19 protein-coding genes are annotated in these 20,710 nt (G+C 61.2%); 12 read left to right on the plus strand and 7 right to left on the minus strand.

What is annotated here, in order from left to right; all coding sequences use genetic code 11:
• Nucleotides 1–295 precede the first annotated feature (295 nt).
• The 9 genes from B7X49_RS02800 to B7X49_RS02840 all read left to right on the plus strand — a co-directional run bounded on the left by B7X49_RS02800 (nt 296) and on the right by B7X49_RS02840 (nt 9,031).
• The gene (locus tag B7X49_RS02800) at nt 296–517 is read left to right on the plus strand and encodes a TonB-dependent receptor (protein ID WP_286838213.1); all 222 of its coding nucleotides are present in this window, start codon (nt 296–298) and stop codon (nt 515–517) included.
• 187 nt (nt 518–704) lie between these two features.
• A complete protein-coding gene (locus B7X49_RS02805) occupies nt 705–2,429 on the plus strand; it encodes a peptide ABC transporter substrate-binding protein (RefSeq protein WP_286702598.1) in 1,725 nt (574 codons plus the stop codon).
• 40 nt (nt 2,430–2,469) lie between these two features.
• Nucleotides 2,470–3,423, plus strand: coding sequence for an ABC transporter permease (locus B7X49_RS02810; protein WP_286702597.1), 954 nt, complete (start codon nt 2,470–2,472; stop codon nt 3,421–3,423).
• Entirely contained in the window at nt 3,420–4,307 is an 888-nt protein-coding gene (locus B7X49_RS02815; protein WP_286702596.1) for an ABC transporter permease, read from the plus strand. The genes B7X49_RS02810 and B7X49_RS02815 overlap by 4 nt, the downstream gene beginning before the upstream one ends.
• A complete protein-coding gene (locus B7X49_RS02820; protein ID WP_286702595.1) occupies nt 4,304–6,187 on the plus strand; it encodes an ABC transporter ATP-binding protein in 1,884 nt (627 codons plus the stop codon). The genes B7X49_RS02815 and B7X49_RS02820 overlap by 4 nt, the downstream gene beginning before the upstream one ends.
• Before the next feature lie 32 nt (nt 6,188–6,219).
• A complete protein-coding gene (locus B7X49_RS02825; RefSeq protein ID WP_029311081.1) occupies nt 6,220–6,900 on the plus strand; it encodes a MotA/TolQ/ExbB proton channel family protein in 681 nt (226 codons plus the stop codon).
• A 3-nt stretch (nt 6,901–6,903) separates the two neighbouring features.
• The gene (locus B7X49_RS02830) at nt 6,904–7,308 is read left to right on the plus strand and encodes a biopolymer transporter ExbD (RefSeq protein ID WP_029311082.1); all 405 of its coding nucleotides are present in this window, start codon (nt 6,904–6,906) and stop codon (nt 7,306–7,308) included.
• On the plus strand, nt 7,283–8,218 hold the full coding sequence (locus tag B7X49_RS02835) for a tyrosine recombinase XerC (protein WP_286702594.1): 936 nt from the start codon (nt 7,283–7,285) through the stop codon (nt 8,216–8,218). Before B7X49_RS02830 ends, B7X49_RS02835 begins: the two co-directional genes overlap by 26 nt.
• Nucleotides 8,219–8,281: 63 nt before the next feature.
• On the plus strand, nt 8,282–9,031 hold the full coding sequence (locus B7X49_RS02840; protein ID WP_286702593.1) for an SDR family NAD(P)-dependent oxidoreductase: 750 nt from the start codon (nt 8,282–8,284) through the stop codon (nt 9,029–9,031).
• Between the two features lie 3 nt (nt 9,032–9,034).
• On the opposite strand, the gene B7X49_RS02845 is transcribed toward B7X49_RS02840, so the two are convergent.
• The 7 genes from B7X49_RS02845 to B7X49_RS02875 form a co-directional block, all read right to left on the minus strand.
• A complete protein-coding gene (locus B7X49_RS02845; protein WP_029311085.1) occupies nt 9,035–9,994 on the minus strand; it encodes an ABC transporter permease in 960 nt (319 codons plus the stop codon).
• Nucleotides 9,991–10,992, minus strand: coding sequence for an ABC transporter permease (locus B7X49_RS02850; protein ID WP_029311086.1), 1,002 nt, complete (start codon nt 10,990–10,992; stop codon nt 9,991–9,993). The genes B7X49_RS02845 and B7X49_RS02850 overlap by 4 nt, the downstream gene beginning before the upstream one ends.
• On the minus strand, nt 10,982–12,490 hold the full coding sequence (locus B7X49_RS02855; protein ID WP_286702592.1) for a sugar ABC transporter ATP-binding protein: 1,509 nt from the start codon (nt 12,488–12,490) through the stop codon (nt 10,982–10,984). The genes B7X49_RS02850 and B7X49_RS02855 overlap by 11 nt, the downstream gene beginning before the upstream one ends.
• 2 nt (nt 12,491–12,492) lie before the next feature.
• Nucleotides 12,493–13,578, minus strand: a complete 1,086-nt coding sequence (locus B7X49_RS02860; protein ID WP_286702591.1) for a sugar ABC transporter substrate-binding protein — start codon at nt 13,576–13,578, stop codon at nt 12,493–12,495.
• A gap of 96 nt (nt 13,579–13,674) precedes the next feature.
• Nucleotides 13,675–14,073, minus strand: coding sequence for a heme-binding protein (locus tag B7X49_RS02865; protein ID WP_286702590.1), 399 nt, complete (start codon nt 14,071–14,073; stop codon nt 13,675–13,677).
• Nucleotide 14,074: 1 nt separating this feature from the next.
• Entirely contained in the window at nt 14,075–15,376 is a 1,302-nt protein-coding gene (locus B7X49_RS02870) for an MFS transporter (protein ID WP_286838220.1), read from the minus strand.
• 146 nt (nt 15,377–15,522) lie between these two features.
• Complete coding sequence (locus tag B7X49_RS02875; protein WP_286702588.1) at nt 15,523–16,467, minus strand: SMP-30/gluconolactonase/LRE family protein; 945 nt, start codon at nt 16,465–16,467, stop codon at nt 15,523–15,525.
• A 190-nt stretch (nt 16,468–16,657) separates the two neighbouring features.
• Here B7X49_RS02875 and B7X49_RS02880 point away from each other — a divergent pair, with 190 nt between their 5' ends.
• From B7X49_RS02880 to B7X49_RS02890, 3 genes are read left to right on the plus strand one after another with little or no spacing between them, the layout of a single operon-like run.
• Complete coding sequence (locus B7X49_RS02880; RefSeq protein WP_286702587.1) at nt 16,658–17,362, plus strand: ribonuclease activity regulator RraA; 705 nt, start codon at nt 16,658–16,660, stop codon at nt 17,360–17,362.
• Nucleotides 17,359–19,074: an IlvD/Edd family dehydratase gene (locus B7X49_RS02885; RefSeq protein ID WP_286702586.1), complete on the plus strand. Its 1,716-nt coding sequence runs from the start codon at nt 17,359–17,361 to the stop codon at nt 19,072–19,074. Before B7X49_RS02880 ends, B7X49_RS02885 begins: the two co-directional genes overlap by 4 nt.
• Entirely contained in the window at nt 19,071–20,030 is a 960-nt protein-coding gene (locus tag B7X49_RS02890) for a 2-hydroxyacid dehydrogenase (RefSeq protein WP_286702585.1), read from the plus strand. Before B7X49_RS02885 ends, B7X49_RS02890 begins: the two co-directional genes overlap by 4 nt.
• The last annotated feature ends 680 nt before the right edge of the window (nt 20,031–20,710 follow it).

Consider the following 20,710-nt stretch of genomic DNA (forward strand, 5'->3'; position numbering starts at 1 on the left):
GCGGGCGGCGCCGAGGCGCCAACCTATGCCCAGCTTTATTCGGGAGCATGGGTCCACCCCACATGTAGTGGGTGTCTGACTTAACCGGATAGGCACGCACGGTCCGTATTCCGCGCGGATTGCCGGCCAGTATACGGGCCAGCAGTATACCACGTTCGACTATAACCCGACCAATGCCGCCTATATTCCGGGAACCGCACAGCCTGCGTCGGGCTTTCCGGGCATTCAATACGGCCTGCAAACAGCGCCGAACAAGGCGTTTCTGCTGCCGGGCTTCCTGACGCTGAACGTGCTTTTGAAGTACAACGTGCCGGTTCACTTCCAGTCGATCAAGGTCCTGACGCTTTCACTGAACGTCAAGAATCTGCTCGGTCTGAATTACTACAACCATTTCTATAACGTGTATCAGCAGATCTCGGGTAACAGCCCGACCGGGTTTCTTGGTACATCGCCTTACGCAGCGGCCTTCTATGGTCCGCCGCGCACTATCTTCGCCAGCGTTTCGGCGAAGTTCTGATCTTCTGTTTGGCTTGTCGCAGGGGGCCGCGCGATGCGCGGCCCCGTTGTGTGATTCAGAATGAATTTTCAGCGAAAATGCGTTGAATATTTCAATTCTAAGTACACATCCGACACAGTTTTTTTAGCAGCATTTTATTTGCGTTTTTGCTTTCCAATCGCGTGGAAACCTGCTTGACGAGCGTTCCATGGATCAGCGGGATCGAGGGGTGATCATGACGGCAGCACATGTACAGACAGGTTTGAACAACCGGTTCGCCCGCCTGCGTCGCTGCCTGCTGTCTGCCCTGCTCGCCCTGCCCTTGCCCGCCATTGCCGCGGCACCGCAGACGTGCGGCACCGTGATTGTGCCGCCGGGCGTTGGCTCCGGCGCACCTCCGGCGTCCGTTACTGAACTTAATCCATTTTTTGCGTCCTCAACTTATAATCAAGTGGCTGGAGGTCTTTTGTATGAAGGCTTGATTTGGGTTAATCGGGATCATACGATTACGTGGTCTCGTAGTCTGGCGACAAAAATTGATGTTTCAAAGAATAATACTGTTTTCACTGTAACGATGAAGCCTTGGATGTGGTCCGACGGGAAGCCTGTTACCGCTAGCGATGTTCTTTATACCTTCAATACGATAAAAAAACTTGGTCCAACATTTTTGAATTACGGCACAGGCGGCATTCCGACGGTTGTCAAAAGCTTTACGGTAATCAATCCTCAACAGTTCCGAATTGTTACACTTCATCCGGTGAATCCCACGTGGTTCGAGATCGAAGGTTTGCCGGTCCTTGCCCCGTATCCTGAGCATATTTGGGGTAAGTACACGATCAATCAGATGTGGCGCCGTCAATCTGACCCATCATTTTTTCATGTAGTCGACGGACCCTACAGGGTCGCCAGCTTCAAGCTCGGCCGGCATATAATTTTCGAGCCCAATTCGACGTACCAGGGTCACAAATCGCAAATCAGCCGATTCATTATGAAGTTTCTTCATTCCTCCGGCGCTGAAATCGAAGGCATTCGAAGCGGCTCGATCGACATTAGCAACCTGCCGTTTTCGCTTTGGCAGGAAGGTCATCGGCTAAAGAATGTCAGGCTGATTAAGATTCAACCGGCATTTGGGTTCGATTATACCCAACTTAACTACAAGAATCCGGCTGTTGCATTTTTTCGAGACGTGAAAGTGCGGCAAGCAATGGTTGATGCAATAAGCCAAAGAATAGGCAACAAACTTTTGCTTCACGGTCTGGGGACTGTTCAACATGGACCCGTACCTGTGGATCCGGCGACTTTCCTATCTCCTTCAGCGCGCTTAGGCCAGTGGCCGGTTGGATATAACCCCACGAAAGCCAAACAGTTATTGGACGAGGCGGGATGGAAGCCAGGTCCGGACGGTATTCGCGTCAAGAATGGTAAACGGCTCGCTTTTACATATCTCCAGGCGTCCGGGGGCAGCACATCGATGTTGGGGGCCGAATTGACCCAACAGTGGTTGCGGGCAGTAGGAATCGACATGAAAATCAGGCTTGTGACGTTCAATCAGTTGCTGGCGTTGTCGCAAAAGCCGCTCGCGTGGGAAGCGATGGGGTTCGGCTGGCAGCTTGGTTCTTATCCATCTGATGGGGCACAGCTTCGAACTAACGGTGCTCAAAATCAGGCCGGGTATAGTGATCCGAAGATGGACCGCTTACTCAACGCTGTAACAACGGAAGCCGGGACCGAGGCCCTTTACCAATATCAGGATTACGCAGCCGAGCAACAACCCGAGTTATTTGCCGGCAATCCTGGCTCTGTAATTCTTGTGCGCAAAGGACTGCGGGGGATCAGCAAATTCATCAGCCCTACCGGCTCATGGTCGCCACAATACCTACATTTCACGGCGCCACCGTGCGGTAGCGCTACCGCCGCCAATGTAACACCATGAGACTTAGAAAGCGACCATTTAGCCTGGAGGGATTGCCCAGATGCTGCGAATGATCACTGCGCGGCTGTTGACAGCGCTTCTCTCGCTGGCAATTCTTGTGACGATCGTCTTTTTTATGACGCATGCGACGCCTGGTGGGCCGGCCTATTCAATTCTGGGCCAGAAAGCGACACCAAACGCGGTACATGAGTTGAACGTTCGCCTCGGTCTGGCCGCCCCGCTCTGGAAGCAATACGTCATCTGGTGGTGGCATCTGCTGCAAGGGCGGCTCGGGTATTCCTACCTGCTCAACCGGCCGGTGACGCAACTGGTCGGTGATTACATGATGAATACGCTGGCGCTCTATGTCGGTGCGATTCTGCTCTCACTGGTGCTGTCGATCGGCATCGGGCTGGTGCAGGGCGTCACGTATGGGCGGTGGCCGGCGCGGCTGATCGGGGCGTTGCAACTCTCGCTCTATGCGCTGCCGACGTTTTTTGTCGGCACCATGTTCATTCTGTATTTCGGCGTGAAATGGGGCGTGCTGCCCACCGGCGGCATCACCAATCTGCGGCTCGAACAGCCGGGTTTGCTCGACTACGGGCGGCACCTCGCGCTGCCGGTGCTGACGATTGGGCTGCTCGGCGTATCTGGCCTGTCGCGCTACTTTGGCACCTCGGTGCATGAGGAACTCGGCAAGGATTATGTGCGCACGGCGCTCGCCAAGGGGCTGACGTTTCGGGCGGTGCTGTTCAAGCACGTGTTGCGCAATGCGCTGCGGCCGTTGGTGACCATTCTGGGCCTCGCATTTCCCGGTATTTTTGCGGGCTCGGTGCTGGTGGAAACCGTGTTCAATTATCCGGGTCTCGGCTACCTGCTGTGGCGCTCGGCGCTGTCGCAGGATTATCCGGTGATTTCGGCCATCGTCCTGTTGATCGGCGCGCTCACCGTCATCGGCAATCTGCTGGCGGATCTGGTCAACGGCTTACTCGATCCCAGGGAGCGCTACGAATGAGCAACGCACTCGGCCAAACCATCCACGCACCTGGCGGCGCCTTGCGGCGTTCGGCGGCGGAACGTGCCGCAAACTGGCTCGGTGATCGCGGCACGCTGGTCACCGGCGTTGCCTTGGCGGCGATCGTTGTGTTGTTCAGCCTGATCGGGCCGTATCTCTACACGGCCAGCCCCTATGCAATCCACGGGCATCATGCGCTTGAGGCGCCGAGTGCCGCGTTTCCGCTGGGGACCGATCAGATCGGGCGCGATGAATTGGCGCGGCTGATCGCGGGCGGCTACGCCACTTTGATTGTCAGCATTCCGGCCGCCCTGCTGACCTTTCTGCTCGGCATCACCTATGGTTTGGCGGCGGCGCTCAGCCCGTCCTGGTTCGACAAGGTCTTGATGCGCGTGCTCGATGCGATTCTGGCGCTGCCCGGCCTGGTGGTGCTGATCTTCTTTTCGGCGCTGTTCACCCCAGGGACGTTCGAGCTGATTTTGCTGCTCGGCCTGACATCCTGGCCCGGTCTTGCGCGCATTGTGCGGAACGAAGCGATCGCCCAGCGCAACCGCGATTTCATCCTCGCAACCCGGCAGTTCGGCGGCGGCACGTGGTATATCGCGCGGGCGCATATTCTCCGGGTGATGGCGCCGATCCTGGTGGTGAACGCGACATTTCTGGTCGGTGATTCGGTGCTCGCTCTGTCCGGGCTGAGCTTCCTCGGCCTTGGCGTGCAGCCGCCCTATACCAGTTGGGGCGGCCTGTTGCAGACCGGGCTCAACCTGATCGCGCTCGATCCGTGGTGGATGATCTTGCCGGCCGGGTTGATGATTTTTCTTTCGATCATGGCGGCGAATCTGATCGGTCAGGGGCTGCTCGCGCGGTTCGGTGCGGCACGATGAGCGCGGTTCTCACGCTCGATCAGCTTTCCGTCGCGCTCAAGCGCGGTCGTGGCAAACCGATCGCGGTGCTCGATGACATCAACCTGACCGTCAATGCCGGGGAGATGACCGCGCTGGTCGGTGAAAGCGGCTCGGGCAAGACCATTGCCTCGCTCGGCGTGATCCGCCTGTTGCCGCGCAGTGCGGAGGTTTCCGGCCGGGTGATGCTGGCGGGCACGGATTTGACCGCGCTGACTGAGTCTGAAATGCGCCGGGTGCGCGGCCGCGACATCGGCATGGTGTTTCAGAACCCGCTGTCGGCACTCAACCCGACCACGCGGGTCGGTAATCAGATTGCCGAAGTCTATCGTCTGCATACCGGCGAGACCGATCGCGCCGCGCGCGCCCGGGCGCTCGATTTGCTCGGCGAGGTCGGCATTCCCGATCCGGCCGACCGGCTCGATGACTATCCGCACCAGTTTTCCGGCGGCATGCGCCAGCGCGTGATGATCGCGATGGCGCTGGCCTGCTCGCCAAAGTTGCTGATCGCCGATGAACCCACCACCGGTCTCGATCTGCTGGTGGCGCGCCAGATCCTGGCGCTGTTGAGCCGTCTGCGGCGTGAACATCGGATGGGCGTGCTGTTCATCACGCATGATCTGTCGATCGTCGAGGAACATGCCGATCAGGTGCATGTGCTTTACGCCGGCAAATCGGTCGAATGGGGCACCGCACGGTCGTTTTTCGCGCAGCCGCGCCACCCCTACAGCCAGGCGCTGCTCGGCGCGGTGCCGCGGTTGGGCCAGACGCGCCTGGCCAGTATTCCCGGCAATCTGCCCGATCCGGAAACACGGCCACCGGGTTGCCGCTTCGCGCCGCGCTGCGCGTTCCGCGAACCGGCCTGCGAAACCGCCTACCCGGCACCGGAGACGACCGGCGGCACGATGTTTGCGTGCCGGCGCGGCCGCGAGATCAATCCTGCCGCTATGCTCGATGCCGTGCTCGATGATCCGGCGCCGATTGCCGCACCATCGCGCGGCACGGCGCTGGAAGTGACCAAGCTCGGCGTCGATTACGAGCGGACGGCTACGAGTTTTTTCCAAGGCATGATCGGGCGTAAGGACAAGATGCGCGCGCTGAGCGACATTTCGTTCAGCCTGAGGCAGGGCGAATGCCTTGGCATTGTCGGACAGAGCGGGTCGGGCAAATCCACCCTGGGCCGCGCGGTGTTGCAAATGATCCCGTATCAGGGTCACGTAATCTTGAACGGCGAGGCATTCGATACGATGCCGCGCCAACAGCGCAAGCTGGCCCGGCGCCGCATTCAGGTGGTGTTTCAGGATCCCAAAGAATCGATGAATCCGCGCATGCGGATTGGTGATATCGTTGCCGAGCCCTTGAAACTCGCCGGAATGCGCGGCCAGCGTGCACGAATGGCGCAAGCGGCCGCCCTGCTCGACCGTGTGGGTCTTTCGGAGCGGATGCTGAACCTGTTTCCTGGCTCGGTGTCCGGCGGGCAGGCGCAGCGGATTGCGATTGCGCGGGCCCTGGCGACGAATCCCGGCATAATCGTGCTTGACGAACCAACTTCGAGCCTTGATGTTTCAACACAGGCGCTTTTGCTGAACCTTTTGAAAGATTTGGCGCGTCAAGATGGTTTGAGCTATATGCTGATCAGTCATGATATTGCCGCAGTCAGTTATATGGCCGACCGGATCGCCGTTTTGAACGGCGGTGCCATGGTCGAGTTCGGGACTGCGCAGGACGTGCTGACGCGACCAACGAATGCCTACACGCGTGAACTGATCGCCGCCTCGCCGCATTTCCGCACGAACCAACCGGGCGGACCGACTGAAACTATGGAATTTAACCCTTCAACCGTACAGCCGTCCGCCGTTTAGACCGCGACTGCAAAGACCTAGGAGTTTGACCCATGAATGAAATCGTCCGACTTGTCCTGCTCACGGGTGGCCTCCTGGCCGTGATGCCGCTGTTATTGCTGATCACCCTGGTTGTTGCGTTCGAGCGCCTCTACCTGCTCAAAAAGACCATCAACGCCGGCAGCCGTATCCATGCCAAGCTTCGGCAGGTCGGTTACGGCAATGTCGAGGGGCTGCGCGAACTGGCGGAAGCGAACAGCAAGACCTTGCAGGGACACCTGATCGTCACCGCCCTCGCCTCACGCGGCGAGACGATGGACGAACTTGATAATCATCTCGAGGAAGAGATCATGGACAGCATGCCGCGGATCAATCGCGGTCTCTGGATTCTTGATACCTCGGTCACCATCGCGCCGCTGCTGGGCCTGTTCGGCACCATCATCGGCATGATCCAGGCGTTCAACGTGCTGTCCGCCCATGGCGGTCCGGCCAAGGTGACCGGCGGCATCGCGGATGCGCTGGTCTCGACCGGTGCTGGTTTGCTGATCGCGATCATTGCGGTGTATTTCGTGAACTACTTCAACGCGCTCAGCCGCCGGATCATCCAGCAGCTCGAATTGATCAAGGTCGTGCTGATCAACCGCTTCCACACCCGTGGACTGGCGGATGGAACGGTCGGCGCGCCGTCGACCATGGCAGAATCGCGCGCTGCCGCCGAACTCGCGAGGGTCTGAGCCATGCGCCGTAAATCCAACCTGATGGAGCGCGAGCGCCCGCGCCTCGAAATCGTGCCGATGATCGACATCATGATGTTCCTTCTGGTGTTCTTCGTGATGATCGTGCTGAAGATGATCCCGGATTCCGGCGTCAAGCTGCAATTGCCGGGGGCATCGACCGCCAATGAGCTGAAACCCACGCAGATTGTCATCATGATCGATCCGCAGGGCGGGCTGCACGTCAAGAACCAGGATATTACACGCGCCGGGCTCCAGACCTATCTGACCGGGCTGTATGATACCAACAAGAAGATCGACGTGATCATCGCCGGCGACAAATCGGTGAAGTATCAGCGGATCATGCAGGTCATGAACGCGGTACGGAAATCCGGCATCACCGATGTCGGGCTTGCCACCAAGCACTGAAACCGCGGTTGCGCTGCAGGCGGCGTTCCTGGCCTATCTGGCCGGTGAACGCCGCGCCGCCGTCAAGTCGATCGAGACCTATGGCGGCGATCTAGCCGAGTTCATCGGCTTTCTGACTTTGCATATCGGCAGCGAGCCGACCGGGGCGGATCTGGCAGCGGTTTCGCTGGCTGATCTACGGGCGTATCTGGCACGCGTTGCCACCAAGGGTGCCGGCAACGCGACACGGGCGAAAAAACTCTCCGCCATCCGTAGCTTTTATCGTTACCTGCGGCTACGCCACGGCATCGCCAATGAAGCCCCGACCTTGATCTTGACGCCGCGGAGTCGCAGGCCGCTGCCGCGCGCGCTGACCGCGCCGGACGCACGCGCGGTCGTCGAGGCGCTGGGCGATACCGCGGCGAGCCAAGCGCTCGCCGCGCGCGACAATGCGGTGATGGCGCTGCTGTACGGCGCCGGCCTGCGCATTAACGAAGCGCTTTCACTCGACTGGCGCGACCTGCCGCCGCTGGATTCGCCCCTGCGTGTGCGTGGCAAAGGCGGCAAACAACGCATCGTGCCGCTGCTGGCGGCGGTGCGCGCGGCACTGGCCGATTGGGGGGCGCACCACCCTGCCCCCGCGCCGGATGCGCCGCTGTTTCTTGGGGCGCGGGGCGCGCGACTGAATGCCGGCGTGGTGCAGAAGCACCTGCGCGCATTCCGCCGCGCCAACGGGCTGCCCGAGCACGCTACACCCCATGCGCTGCGCCACTCCTTCGCCACGCATCTGCTGGCAGGCGGGGCGGATCTGCGCGCGATCCAGGAATTGCTGGGCCACGCCAGCCTGTCGACCACGCAGCGCTACACCGCGGTCGATACCGCGCAACTGCTGGCGGTGTGGCAGAACGCCCACCCGCGCGCCGGGTCCTGATCAGGCGAGACAGGCGGCGGTTCGGGTGCTAGAGACTGTCTCTCATCTATAAGGGACGGAAACATGAACCATCAAAATCGCTTCGATCAACAATGCGCCGTCGTGACCGGCGGTGCCGCCGGCATCGGACTCGCGGTGACCAGCCGGATCATCGCCGAGGGTGGACGCGTTGCCATCTGGGACCGGAACCCGACCGATATTGATGCGGCGGTGGCCCGGTTTGGGGACAAGGCGATCGGCGTGCCGGTCGATGTGACCGATTGGGCGGCGGTCGAACAGGCGGCGCGCACGACGGATGCGGCGTTCGGCCGGATCGATGTCCTGGTTGCCAGCGCCGGCATCACCGGGCCGAACGCAACCACGTGGGAGTATCCGGTCGCGGACTGGCAGCAGGTGTTCGCGGTCAATCTGCACGGGGTGTTCCACGCCAACAAGGCCGTCGTGCCGTATATGCTGGCGAAGGATACCGGCCGGATCGTCAATATCGCCTCGATCGCCGGCAAGGAGGGCAATCCCAACGCTTCGGCCTACAGCGCCTCGAAGGCCGCGGTGATCGGGCTGACCAAATCGCTCGGCAAGGAACTCGCCAAGACCGGCGTCACCGTCAATTGCGTGACACCGGCCGCCGTGCGCACCGCGATTTTCGACCAGATGACCCAGCAGCATATCGATTTCATGCTCTCGAAAATCCCGATGGGGCGGTTCGGCACGGTTGATGAAATCGCAGCGCTGGTCTGCTGGCTCGCTTCCCCCGAGTGCTCGTTCACGACCGGTGGGGTGTTCGATATTTCGGGCGGCCGCGCGACCTATTGAGCCTCAGGTCTCGCGTTCGCGCCCATAGGCCAGCAGCAGGCCGAGGATGACGACGCCGTAGGCGATACTGCGGACATAGTCGGGCATGTTCAGGGCGAGCAGGACCGAGACTAGCACGGTCAGGCTGACCGCCCCGGCGGCAACACCGAGGTAATGGCCCCGGCCGCCGAGGATATTGACGCCGCCGATCACCACGGCGGCGATCGATGTGAACAGATAAGGATCGCCCATGCCGAGCGAGGCCTGGCCACCGAAGCCGACCAGCAGAATCCCCGCAAGCGCGGCAAAGAAACCACTGGCGGCATAGAGCATGATGGTCATGCCGCGCGCATCGATTCCGGCGAGCACGGCGGCGCGCGGGTTGTTGCCGAGTGCGTAGGTGGCGCGGCCGAACCTGGTGATGTTCAGCGCCAGCGTGACCAGCACGATCACGACGAGCCAGAGCAGCAAGGCGTCAGGGACACCGAGCAGGCTGTCATGCGCCAGCGCCTGCACAAAGGGGGGCGCGTAGGACGAGCAGGCCGAGCAGGTGAAGCCGCCGGTCAAGCCGAGGACCAGGCCCTCGATGATTCCGTTCATCGCGAGCGTCATCACCACAGCCGGAATGCCGAAAATGGCGACACCGGCGCCATTGATGGCACCGACCACGATGCCCATGGCCAGCGCGGCGACGATGGCGATGGGCGCGCGCGATTCCAGCCCGAGCGACGTCGTGGTCAGCACGATCGCCCCGGCGTTGAGCACCCAGGGCACCGAAAGGTCGATGCCGCCGATCAGGATGACGAAGCACTGCCCCGCCGCGACCAACCCGACGAAGGACGCGATGACCAAAATGCTCTCGACGCTGGCGAGCCCGAGAAATCCCGGATGAACCGCCTGGCCGAGCAGGAACAGCGCCACGGCGGCGGCGATGGCATAAAGAACCCGGCGGGATTCCGGCGCCATGGTTTTGAACTTGTTCATTTGGGCCTCCGCCGGATGGTGCCGCCGATCACGCCGCCGACCACCACAGCGATCAGCAGGAACACGCCCTCATAGAAGGATTGGAACAGCGGGTTGACGTGGCCGAAGAACAGGATGTTGACGATCAGCGTGGTGATCAGCGCCCCGGCGATCGCCCCGATCGCCGAACCACGGCCGCCGAACAGCGACACACCGCCGAGCACCACCGCGACGATCGAGGACAGGGTATAGGAATTGCCTGTGGTGGCATCGCCCGCCGTGGCGGATGCGGCGAGGAACAGGCCGGCGGCGGCGGCGAGCGTGCCATCGAGCATATAGGCGATGATCTTGGTGCGCAGGATGTTCACGCCCAGCGCGCGGGCGGCGGCTTCGTCATTGCCGATCGCATATAAATCGACCCCCGCGCGCGAACGGCGAAACGCCGACCACGCGAGCGCCAGCAGAACAATGAAAATCAGCGCGTAGGGGGCATTCGGGTTGACCAGAAAATTCGTGAAGGACGGCGGGATCGCACCGCCTGGTTCGGGCAGCACGCGGATGGCGAGACCCTGATAGATCGACAGTGTACCGAGCGTGACAACAATCGGTTGCAGCCGACCCAGCGCGACCAGCAGGCCGTTGACCAGACCGCAGGCGGCACCGACCATCAGGATGACCACCGACCACACCAGGCCGCTGGTGAGCGATTTGCCCATGGTGACCGCGGCCATGGCGTTGGCAAGATCGACTACGCCGCCGACCGACAGATCGATGCCCTTGGTCAGCACCACGAAACACTGGCCGACCGCGGCAAAAGCCAGTGGCACGGCGCTGTTGACCGTGGAGGTCAGTTCGAAATTGCCCGGCAGGCGTTGCTGTTCGATACCATAAATCAGGATGAACGCGACGATCGCGATCAGCAGGATCGCGCCGGCCAGGATCAGGCCGATGTTCTGGGCGATCAGATGGCCAAGCCGGTTGCCGCGCGGTAGGGCGTCGGCCGTAGTATCAGGCTGCATGGGCACACTCGCGCATGGCTGCGGAAACGATCGCCTCGGCGGTCAGATCGGCCCCCGGCAGATCGGCGACGAAGGCGCCACGACGCATCACCAGCACGCGGTGGCAGAGATGGGCGAGTTCCTCGGCATCGGAGGAATAGAACAATATGGCGTAACCTTCGCGCGCGAGCTTGGCGACCAGATCGTAGATTTCATGCTTGGTCGCGACATCGACCCCGCGCGTGACATCGTACAGCAGCAGGATGCGCGCCTTGGTCAGCAGCCAGCGGCCGAGCAGGACTTTCTGTTGATTGCCGCCCGACAGCACGCCGACCGGCTGCGATGGGCTCGGCGTGCGGATCGCGAGTTGTGCGATCGTGTCATCAACCAGAGACCGCTCCGCGCCGCGCCGGATCGCGCCGAACCGCGACAGCCGGGCCAGGATCGGCAGGGTCAGATTATCGCGGATTTTGAGCGGCAGGAACAACCCTTCGCTCTTGCGGTCCTCGGGGACCAGGGCGATGCCGGCGCGGATCGCGTCACGCGGGGATCGGATGCGGATGGCGCGGCCGTCCTGTTTGATCTCGCCCTGGGTGAAGCCGGGCGCGCCGAACAGGCCGAAGAACAGGCTGCGGTGACCATGTCCGGCGAGGCCGCCGATACCGAGGATCTCGCCGGGCGATAGCGCCAGATCGAGCGGTGCGATCCCTTCGGCGCGCACGCCGCGCAGGGTTAGGACCGGCGGCTTAGCCGGTGCCAGCGTACGGACGGGAAATAGGGCTTCGAGTTGCCGGCCGGTCATCAGCGTGATCGCTTCATCCTCATCGATCGAGTCGAAACAACCGACATCGCTACCGTTGCGGAAAATCGTGATGCGGTCGGCAATGGCGGCGATCTCACCCCAGCGATGCGAGGTGAACACGATTCCCGTACCGCCGTCGCACAGGGCCCGGATCTGACTGAACAGCCACGCGACTTCGCGCTCGACCAAGGCGGAGGTCGGCTCATCGAGCAGCAGGATGCGCGGCCTCGCCAGGATAACGCGGGCAATTTCGATGATCTGGCGTTCGGCGAGCGCAATATCGGCGGTCAGGGCGCGCGGATCGATATGGGTGATCCCGAGTGCGGCGAGTTCACGCTCGGCGACATTTGGCATCGCCGCGCGATCGATCAGGCCGAAGCGCCCGCGAGGCTCGCGCCCCAGCAGCAGGTTTTCGGCGACGGTCATGAAGGGCAGCAGGGTCAGTTCCTGAAACACCGTGCCGATGCCGTGCCGGCGCGAGGCGGCGATGCCGCTGTGCGCCGGTTCGCCATCAATCGTGACGCTGCCCGCATCGGGCGTGATCCGCCCGCCAAGGATTTTGATCAGGGTGGATTTGCCGGCACCGTTCTCACCGACCAGCGCGTGGACGCTGCCCGGTGAGATCGCGATCGAGGCGCTGATGAGTGCCTTGACCCCGCCGAAGGATTTGCTGACCGACCGTGCCGCGATGGCGGCGACCGCCGGCGTTGCAGGCATCGTCAAACCTTTGGCAGGTGGACAGTCAAAGTTCCAGGTCCGGGCGTTCCGTGCAGTGCCGCGTTCACCCCGATTTTGACGACGGCATTCGGGCCGCTGTCAGTGAAGTCGGTGAAGAAACTGTCGGTCATTTGCGGAAACACGGTCTGGCCGGCTTTTACCGTCGCATCGGTGACGAAGGGGAACGGGATCGTGATATCGCGACGCGGATAGGTCTTGTTCAGAATACGCCGTGCGAGTTCGAGTGCCACCAGCACGAGATATGGCGGTTGTCCGATCGACAGGCCATCGACCTTCTGGCCCATGTATCCCAGCATGAATTTGCGAAAGCCGTTTTCGGCCTCACCGGCGGTGGGCGGCAGCGGCGTGCGCTTGGCGGCGATGAAGGCTTTCAGCACGCCATCGGTACCGCCCTGGCACCAGATGCCATCGATTTTCGGCAGGCTGGGCAGAATAGCGGCGGTATTTTTCTCGGCGGTCGCGGAATCCCAGTCGCCCGCGTAGCGGTTGACGATCTTGATGCCGGGATGTTTCTGCCAGACCGATTCGGCACCCTTGTTGCGTTGCTCGTTGACAGTTGTGCCGGCGACGCCGGTCACCATGATCACGTTGCCCTGACCGCCGATTTTTTTCGCGACCCAGGCGGCCAGTGTTTCGCCGAATTTGAACTGGTCGGTATTCACTTTGATGGCGGCCGGCGTCGTCACGACGTTGTCGAACGAGATCACCAGAATGCCGCGCGCATGGGCCTGCTGGATAATGCCATTGAGCCCGGTTGGTGAAGCGGCATCGACCAGAATGGCGTCGACACGCTCGGCGATCATGCCGGAAATCTGTTGGCTCTCCTGGCTGACATTGTTGCCGGAGTTGAAATAACTGCCCTCGACCTGACTTTTGTAGGGCTCCATCTCCAGCGCGGCCTTGAACAGATTGACCATTTCGATTCGCCATTCATTGCCGATGTAGGAGTTCGACAGGGCGATCTTAAATTTTTTGGGGGCAGCGAAGGCCGATCGCGGCATCGCAGAAAGTCCCGCGCCGGCTGCCATGGCTGCAATAACGGCACGGCGGGTTGCGTCTTGATTCATTGTTTCCTCCTTGGTGTCTTTGTCGTTTATTATTGATTGAATACAGGTTTGTCGATGGTTTGACAATTGAAAACAATGTGGCGTTTCGCGGGCGAATTAACCGCCGGCCAGCACGTCGGCGATCGCCTGATCCTCGTTCGAGGTAAGGCCGCTGATACCGATCGCGCCGATCGGGCTGCCATTGCTGCGGATCACGGCACCCCCCGGCAACGCCGTCAGGCGAGGGTCGCAGAAATAGCCCGGTGCGATGTTTTCACGATGGATGCGGGCCAAAAACTCGGTCGTGCTGACACCCATGCGCGCCGCTGAATACGCCTTGCCCTGCGCGATTTCAATGCCGCGCACCGGCGCCCCGTCCGCGCGGGCGAAAGCGATCAGGAAGCCGTCGGCATCACAGACCGAAATACAGATCGGGCGGCCACGGTAATCAGCCAAAGCAATCCCGATCGCCCGCACAATCAGGCTTTGTGCATGTTCCTGACTGATCCTGTCCATCTCAGACGTCGGCGACGCGGTCGATCTGCGCGGTAGTGATCGGGTTTTTCACGATCAGCAGATAAGCACCGGCCGAGAACACGCTGACGACCGATCCGACCACGAGAGCGAGAACGAACGAGCCGGTGCTAGCGACAATCAGACCCGTCACGGTCGGCGCCAGGGCACCACCGAGATAACCGCCGAAATTCTGCATGGCGCCAACCGAGGCTGTCAAGTTGGGCGGCACGGCAACCGAGCTGAGCGCCCAGGCGCAGGTACTCGTGATGTAAAGCAGGAAAATAGCTGCGGAGATGAAGGCGATCGCCAGATTATTGCTGGTGACATAGGCTGCGGCAAGCGTGAAACCCGCCGTCCCGATCAACGCGATGCCCGCCGGATAGCGGCGACTATTGATCGGCGTGATACCGCGTCTGACCAAGACATCGGCCAGGTAGCCGCCGCACAAGGAGCCGACCACGCCCCAAGCAAACGGAATGGCGGCGGCGATGCCGGTATATTTCACGCTCATGTGGCGCTGAATCTCGAAATAGCCTGGCAGCCAGGCGAAGTAGATCCACGTCATGTAAATGCAGCCAAAATAGCCGAGAATCATGCCCCAGGTCGTCCGGAAGCCGAACAGCATCCGCCATTCGCGAAACGTCATGTGGTGGCGTTGGCCAACATCGTCGCCCTGGGTGCGGTATTGGTTTTCCTCGGCTGTGAGCGCCACATCACGCGGATTTCGGTAAACCGTGAACCAGAGCGCTGCGACCAGCAGACCAGCGATTCCCATGATGATGAACATCCAGCGCCAGCCGAAATTCAGCATCAGCACGGTCAGCAACGGCACGCCGAGCGCAGTGCCGAGAGGGCCGGCGGTGTTCCAGATGCCTGACGACAATCCACGATCACGGGGGTTGAACCAGTCGCGCGTGACGCGGCTTGCAGAGGGAAACTGCGGCGCCTCGCCGATGCCGAGCGCGATGCGGGCCACATAAAACTGACCGAAACTTCCAACCAGGCCGCTGACGACCTGGGCGAGCGACCATAGCGACAAGCCGATTGTGAGCATCCACCGCGGGCGGAACTTGTCCACCAACGCGCCCATAGGTAGTTGCGCGAAGGCATAGGACCAGAGAAAGGCCGACAGCAGAAAGCCCATGTCGGCAACTGAAAGTCCAAGATCGTGCCGGATGAGCGGATTGCCGACAGCTAGAGTTGCCCGGTCAATGTAATTCACACTGCCGGAGATCACCAACATTGCTAGGGCCGTTCGTTGTATTTTTTTTACGCGCGGCGTTACAGTCATTGTTGCGGACATTGTATGATTTCCTCGTTTTTTTATTTTTTACCATTATCGTTGTGCCATACTACCAGAGCGCATTCTGACATTACAGCTCAATTTTGCATGCAAAACTGCCCGAAGCCGCGCAGAAGTCAAGCGGGATTGCCGATTTTTATGCGCCGTCAGCCCCCAGCCGCGCCCTGCGCGTTGACGTAGAGTGCGTAAAGCGAGTGGCTGGCGGCCATGAACAGCCGATTTCGCATCCGCCCGCCAAAGCATATATTCGCACAACGCTCCGGCAACGCGATGCGCCCGATCGGGGCGCCGCTCGGGTTGAAGATCATCACGCCGTCAAGGTCCGGCGATCCCATGCCCCAGCCGGCCCAGACATTGCCATCGGTGTCGCAGCGGATCCCATCCGGCGTGCCGCTCGGGCCGGCATCGACGAACAGGCGGCCATTGGTGAGGCGAGTGTCGTCCTCGACGTCGAACACTCGGATCTTGCGGTTCGGTACGCCACGCGATTCGACCACGTAGAGGCGATGTTCATCGGGCGAGAACGCGAGCCCGTTCGGCCCTAGAACGTCATCGGCGACGATGGTGATCGCGCCTGAGTGTCCGTCGATCCGGTAGACGTTCGCATTGAGTTCCTGAGGTGCGATGGTGCCTTCATAATGGCTCAACAAGCCGAACGGTGGATCGGTGAACCAGATGCTGCCGTCGGATTTCACCACGACATCGTTCGGGGAATTGAGCCGCTTACCCTCGAAGCGATCGGCGAGGATGGTTATGGTGCCATCGTGTTCGGTGCGGACCACGCGCCGGCCACCGTGTTCGCAGGTGATCAGACGGCCCTGGCGATCACGCGTGTTGCCATTGGCGTAGTTGCCCTGACGAAACACCGAAACCGAGCCATCGGTCTCATCCCAACGCATCATCCGATCGTTCGGAATATCGCTCCATAGCAAAAACCGCCCATCGCCGAACCAGACCGGGCCTTCCGCCCACCGAAAGCCGGTGACCAGGCGTTCGACCGATGCGCTGAACACGCGATAGCGGGCGAAACTGGGGTCGAGCGTCTCGATCGCCGGGTCCGGATAGCGGAGGGATGGTTGCCAGATATCCATGGTTGGGTTTCCTTGATGCCGCCCGATTGCACATTACGGCGGATGGTGATTTGAATGCACGATCAACCGGATATAAATAATCTGCAATACCGACGTGACCAAACCATTCGAAAGCCGAGGAAACGATCATGCAGCATGCCCAGATCAGCCGGAATTTGCCCCTGCCCTCTCTGGTTTCGGAGTCAACTCGATGAGCCTCGATGCGGCAACGATCGCCACGCTCGCTGGGGTATCGACCGCCACCATCACCACCGTGCTGCTAAAAAAGGGCCTGCGCAACATCTGGTTGCGCGGCACGGTGCCAATTCGCGCCGGCCAGCCGAGGCTGGTGGGGCGTGCGTTCACGCTGCGGTTCGTACCAGCGCGCGAAGACCTGGCGACACCGGAATCCTGGAGTTCACCGCGCTCAACCCGCGGGGCGATCGAGGATATGCCGGCGGGCTCCATCGCCGTGGTCGATGCGATGGGCATTACGGATGCCGGCATTTTCGGTGATATTCTGTGCGCACGTATGCACCAGCGCGGTGTTGCCGCGTTGATCACCGATGGTGTGGTGCGCGACCTCGCGGGCGTCCTTGGCACGGGTTTGCCGGTCTGGTGCCGCGGGGCCGCCGCGCCGCCCTCGGTCGCGGGGTTGACCTTCGTTGCCTGGCAGGAGCCTATTGCCTGCGGCGGCGTAGCGGTGTTTCCCGATGACGTGATCGTGGCGGACGATGATGGCGCGGTGGTGATCCCGGCGGCATTGCTCGACCACGTGCTGGAGCATGGCCCGGAGCAGGAGCGGCTCGAAGCCTGGATCATGCGTGAGGTGGAGGCCGGCGTGGCGCTGCCCGGGCTGTATCCCGCTAATGCCGAGACCAAGGCGCGGTATGAGGCGTACAAGGCCCGTACATGAGCGGGCTCAAAAAAGGCCTGACCAGCTACGGCGACGCCGGATTTTCGTTGTTTCTGCGCAAGGCCTTCATCAAGGCGATGGGCTATTCGGACGACGCGCTGGAGCGGCCGATCGTCGGGATCACCAATACCTACAGCGACTACAACCCGTGTCACGGCAACGTGCCCGACCTGATCGACAGTGCCAAGCGCGGCGTGATGCTGGCGGGCGGATTGCCGATGGTGTTTCCCACCATCAGCATCCACGAGAGCTTCGCACATCCGACATCGATGTTCCTGCGCAATCTGATGGCGATGGATACCGAGGAAATGATCCGCGCCCAGCCGATGGATGCGGTGATGGTGATCGGCGGGTGCGACAAGACGCTGCCGGCCCAGATTATGGGGGCCGCGAGTGCCGGGCTGCCGATGATCGTGGTACCCACCGGACCGATGGTGGTGGGGCACCACAAGGGAGAGGTGCTGGGCGCCTGCACCGATTGCCGGCGCCTGTGGGGGCAGCATCGGGCCAGGGCGATCGATGATACGGAAATCGAGATCATCAGCGGTCGGCTGGCCCCGTCGGTCGGCACCTGCATGGTGATGGGAACCGCGAGCACGATGGCCTGCATGATCGAGGCGCTGGGTTTGTCGCTGCCGATGGCCGCAACCGCGCCGGCGGTCCATGCCGAGCGGCGCCGGATTGCCGAGGCCAGCGGCAGGCAGGCGGTCGCGCTGGCAATACACGGCGGTCCGGGTCCGGGCGACATCATGACACCGGCAGCGGTGCGCAATGCGCTGGTGGTGCTGCAGGCGATCGGCGGTTCCACCAACGGCATCATTCATTTGACCGCGATGGCCGGGCGCGCCGGCGTTCCGGTCGATCTGGAGGCACTCGATGCGCTGGGCCGCATCGTGCCGGTGCTGGTCGATCTGAAGCCATCGGGCGCGCATTACATGGAGCATCTGCACCATGCGGGCGGCGTGCCGGCGCTGCTGCGCGAACTGGCGCCACTGCTGGACATGGCATGCCGGACGGTCGGCGGCGCAACGCTTGCCGAGGTCGCCGGCGGCGCCGAGACCGTGCCGGACCAGACCGTGATCAGGCCGCGCGCCGACCCGCTGAAAACCAGCGGGGCGATTGCGGTGCTGTTCGGCAATTTGGCGCCGCGCGGAGCGGTGATCAAACAATCCGCCGCCTCATCAGCGTTGCTGCAGCACGAGGGCCGGGCGGTGGTGTTCGATTCCACCGCCGACATGGCGGCGCGGATCGACCGTGACGATCTGGACGTGACGCCGGATGATGTGCTGGTGCTGCGCAATGCTGGGCCGATCGGCGCCCCCGGCATGCCCGAGGCCGGGTATCTGCCGATCCCCCTGAAACTCGCGCGCGCCGGCATCAAGGACATGGTGCGGCTTTCCGATGCTCGGATGAGCGGCACGGCGTTCGGCACCATCGTGCTGCATATCACGCCGGAAGCGGCGATCGGCGGGCCGCTGGCATTGGTACGCAGCGGTGACCGGATCCGGCTCGATGTTGCGGCACGGCGGATCGATCTGCTGGTCGGCGATGATGAGCTTGCGGCGCGGATGGCGGCCTGGCAGGCGGCGCCGCGTGAGCGGGCGCTGGCCGTGCGGGGTTATGCCAAGCTGTTCGAGACCAGCGTGTTACAGGCTGACCAGGGCTGTGACTTCGATTTTCTGTTGAACGCAACACCGGGAGTCAATCAATGACCGAAGCCGCAAAAATCCTGAGTCTCGGAGCGATCATGCCGATCGTCGATGAGACGCTGGATGCGAAGTTCAAGGTGTTTCGTGATACCGATATGGCGCTCGATGAGATTATCGGCACACACGGCAACGAGATCCGCGCTATCGTTACGCGCGGCCGCAGCCCGACGAACGAGGCGCTGATGGCGCGGTTGCCGAATCTCGAACTGATCGCGAATTTCGGCGTCGGCTATGACAGTATCGACGCGGCGGCGGCGGCGCGGCGGGGGATTGTGGTGACCAATACGCCGGACGTGCTGAATGACGAGATGGGCGACTTCACGGTGGGGCTGCTGCTGGCAACGGTGCGCGCCCTGCCGGAGGCCGAGCGGCACCTCCGCGCCGGTCGGTGGCTTGAGCGGCCGTTTCCGCTCGGCAACACGCTGCGCGGCCGCAGCATTGGTATCGCCGGGATGGGGCGGATCGGCCGGGTGATCGCCAAGCGCCTCTCCGGGTTTGATGTGCCAATTTCCTATCATTCCCGCAACCGGATTCCAGACGTCGCCTACCCGCACTATCCCGATCTGAAAGCGCTCGCTGCTGCGGTGGATGTCCTGATCGTGGTGCTGCCCGGTGGGTCGGCGACGCGCAACATCGTGGGTGCCGAGATCCTCAAAGCTCTTGGACCTGATGGCATCCTGATTAATGTCGCGCGAGGCTCGGTGGTCGATGAACCTGCCCTGATCCAGGCTTTGCGCGACAAAACGATTCTGGCTGCCGGGATCGATGTGTTTGCCGCCGAACCGCATGTGCCTGCCGAACTGATCGCTATGGACCATGTCGTGCTGGTGCCGCATGTCGGCACGGCGACGCATCATACGCGTGGGCTGATGGCGAAGTTAGTGATCGAGAACGTGATCTCATGGTTCGACGGCAAGGGGGCCGTAACCCCTGTGGCGGAGACACCACAACAGCGATGAAGGCGGCCGATCGTCGCTTGATTTCCAAAGGCAATCAACTTTTCGTGATCATTGACAATGCTCTGCGCCGATGGATTTTAATCGAGGCTTCGCTGACATCCCAGAACTCCTTTCAGGGCGCAGGGTAGCGATAGGCAACTGGGACGGCGAGATTAGGCGTGTGGCAATCAAATCTCGGCGATTTCAGGGCTGTTGAAGGGTATGGTAGGCCGATTGATTTAGGCAGCAGTTTAAGTTCCAACTTAGATTCGTCTTGCATTCCTTTCTTTCATTTCAATAATTCCTCTGTCGGACCGTCGGGACCCGCGTGCAGGCCCCACGCACACACAGTCGCAGCATGTCTATTTTACTACATAAAATATCCTATATCGAGATCATTTTTGGATCATTTAAACATTTAGCGATTTATAGAGTCTAATTTAGTTTCGCAAATCTGTGCACGGATCGCAGATTATTTGTAACCGAACGCTTACGTTGCGTGGTGCGAGACAACTATCCGGAACGAATTCGGAGCATTCAATTTTATTGAAAAAATTGAGCTAGTTTAAACAACGATATGTTTAATATAAAGTATTACACAACTTCTCCGCGTATTCCGCCGGTGTGTCGTTCTACGATGTTCCGGCAAACCTCATCCCGTCAGCTGATCCGAAGGATAATGATTCCGATGCATGTGACAA

It is taken from the genome of Acidiphilium sp. 34-64-41, assembly GCF_002282635.1.
Lineage (GTDB): Bacteria > Pseudomonadota > Alphaproteobacteria > Acetobacterales > Acetobacteraceae > Acidiphilium > Acidiphilium rubrum.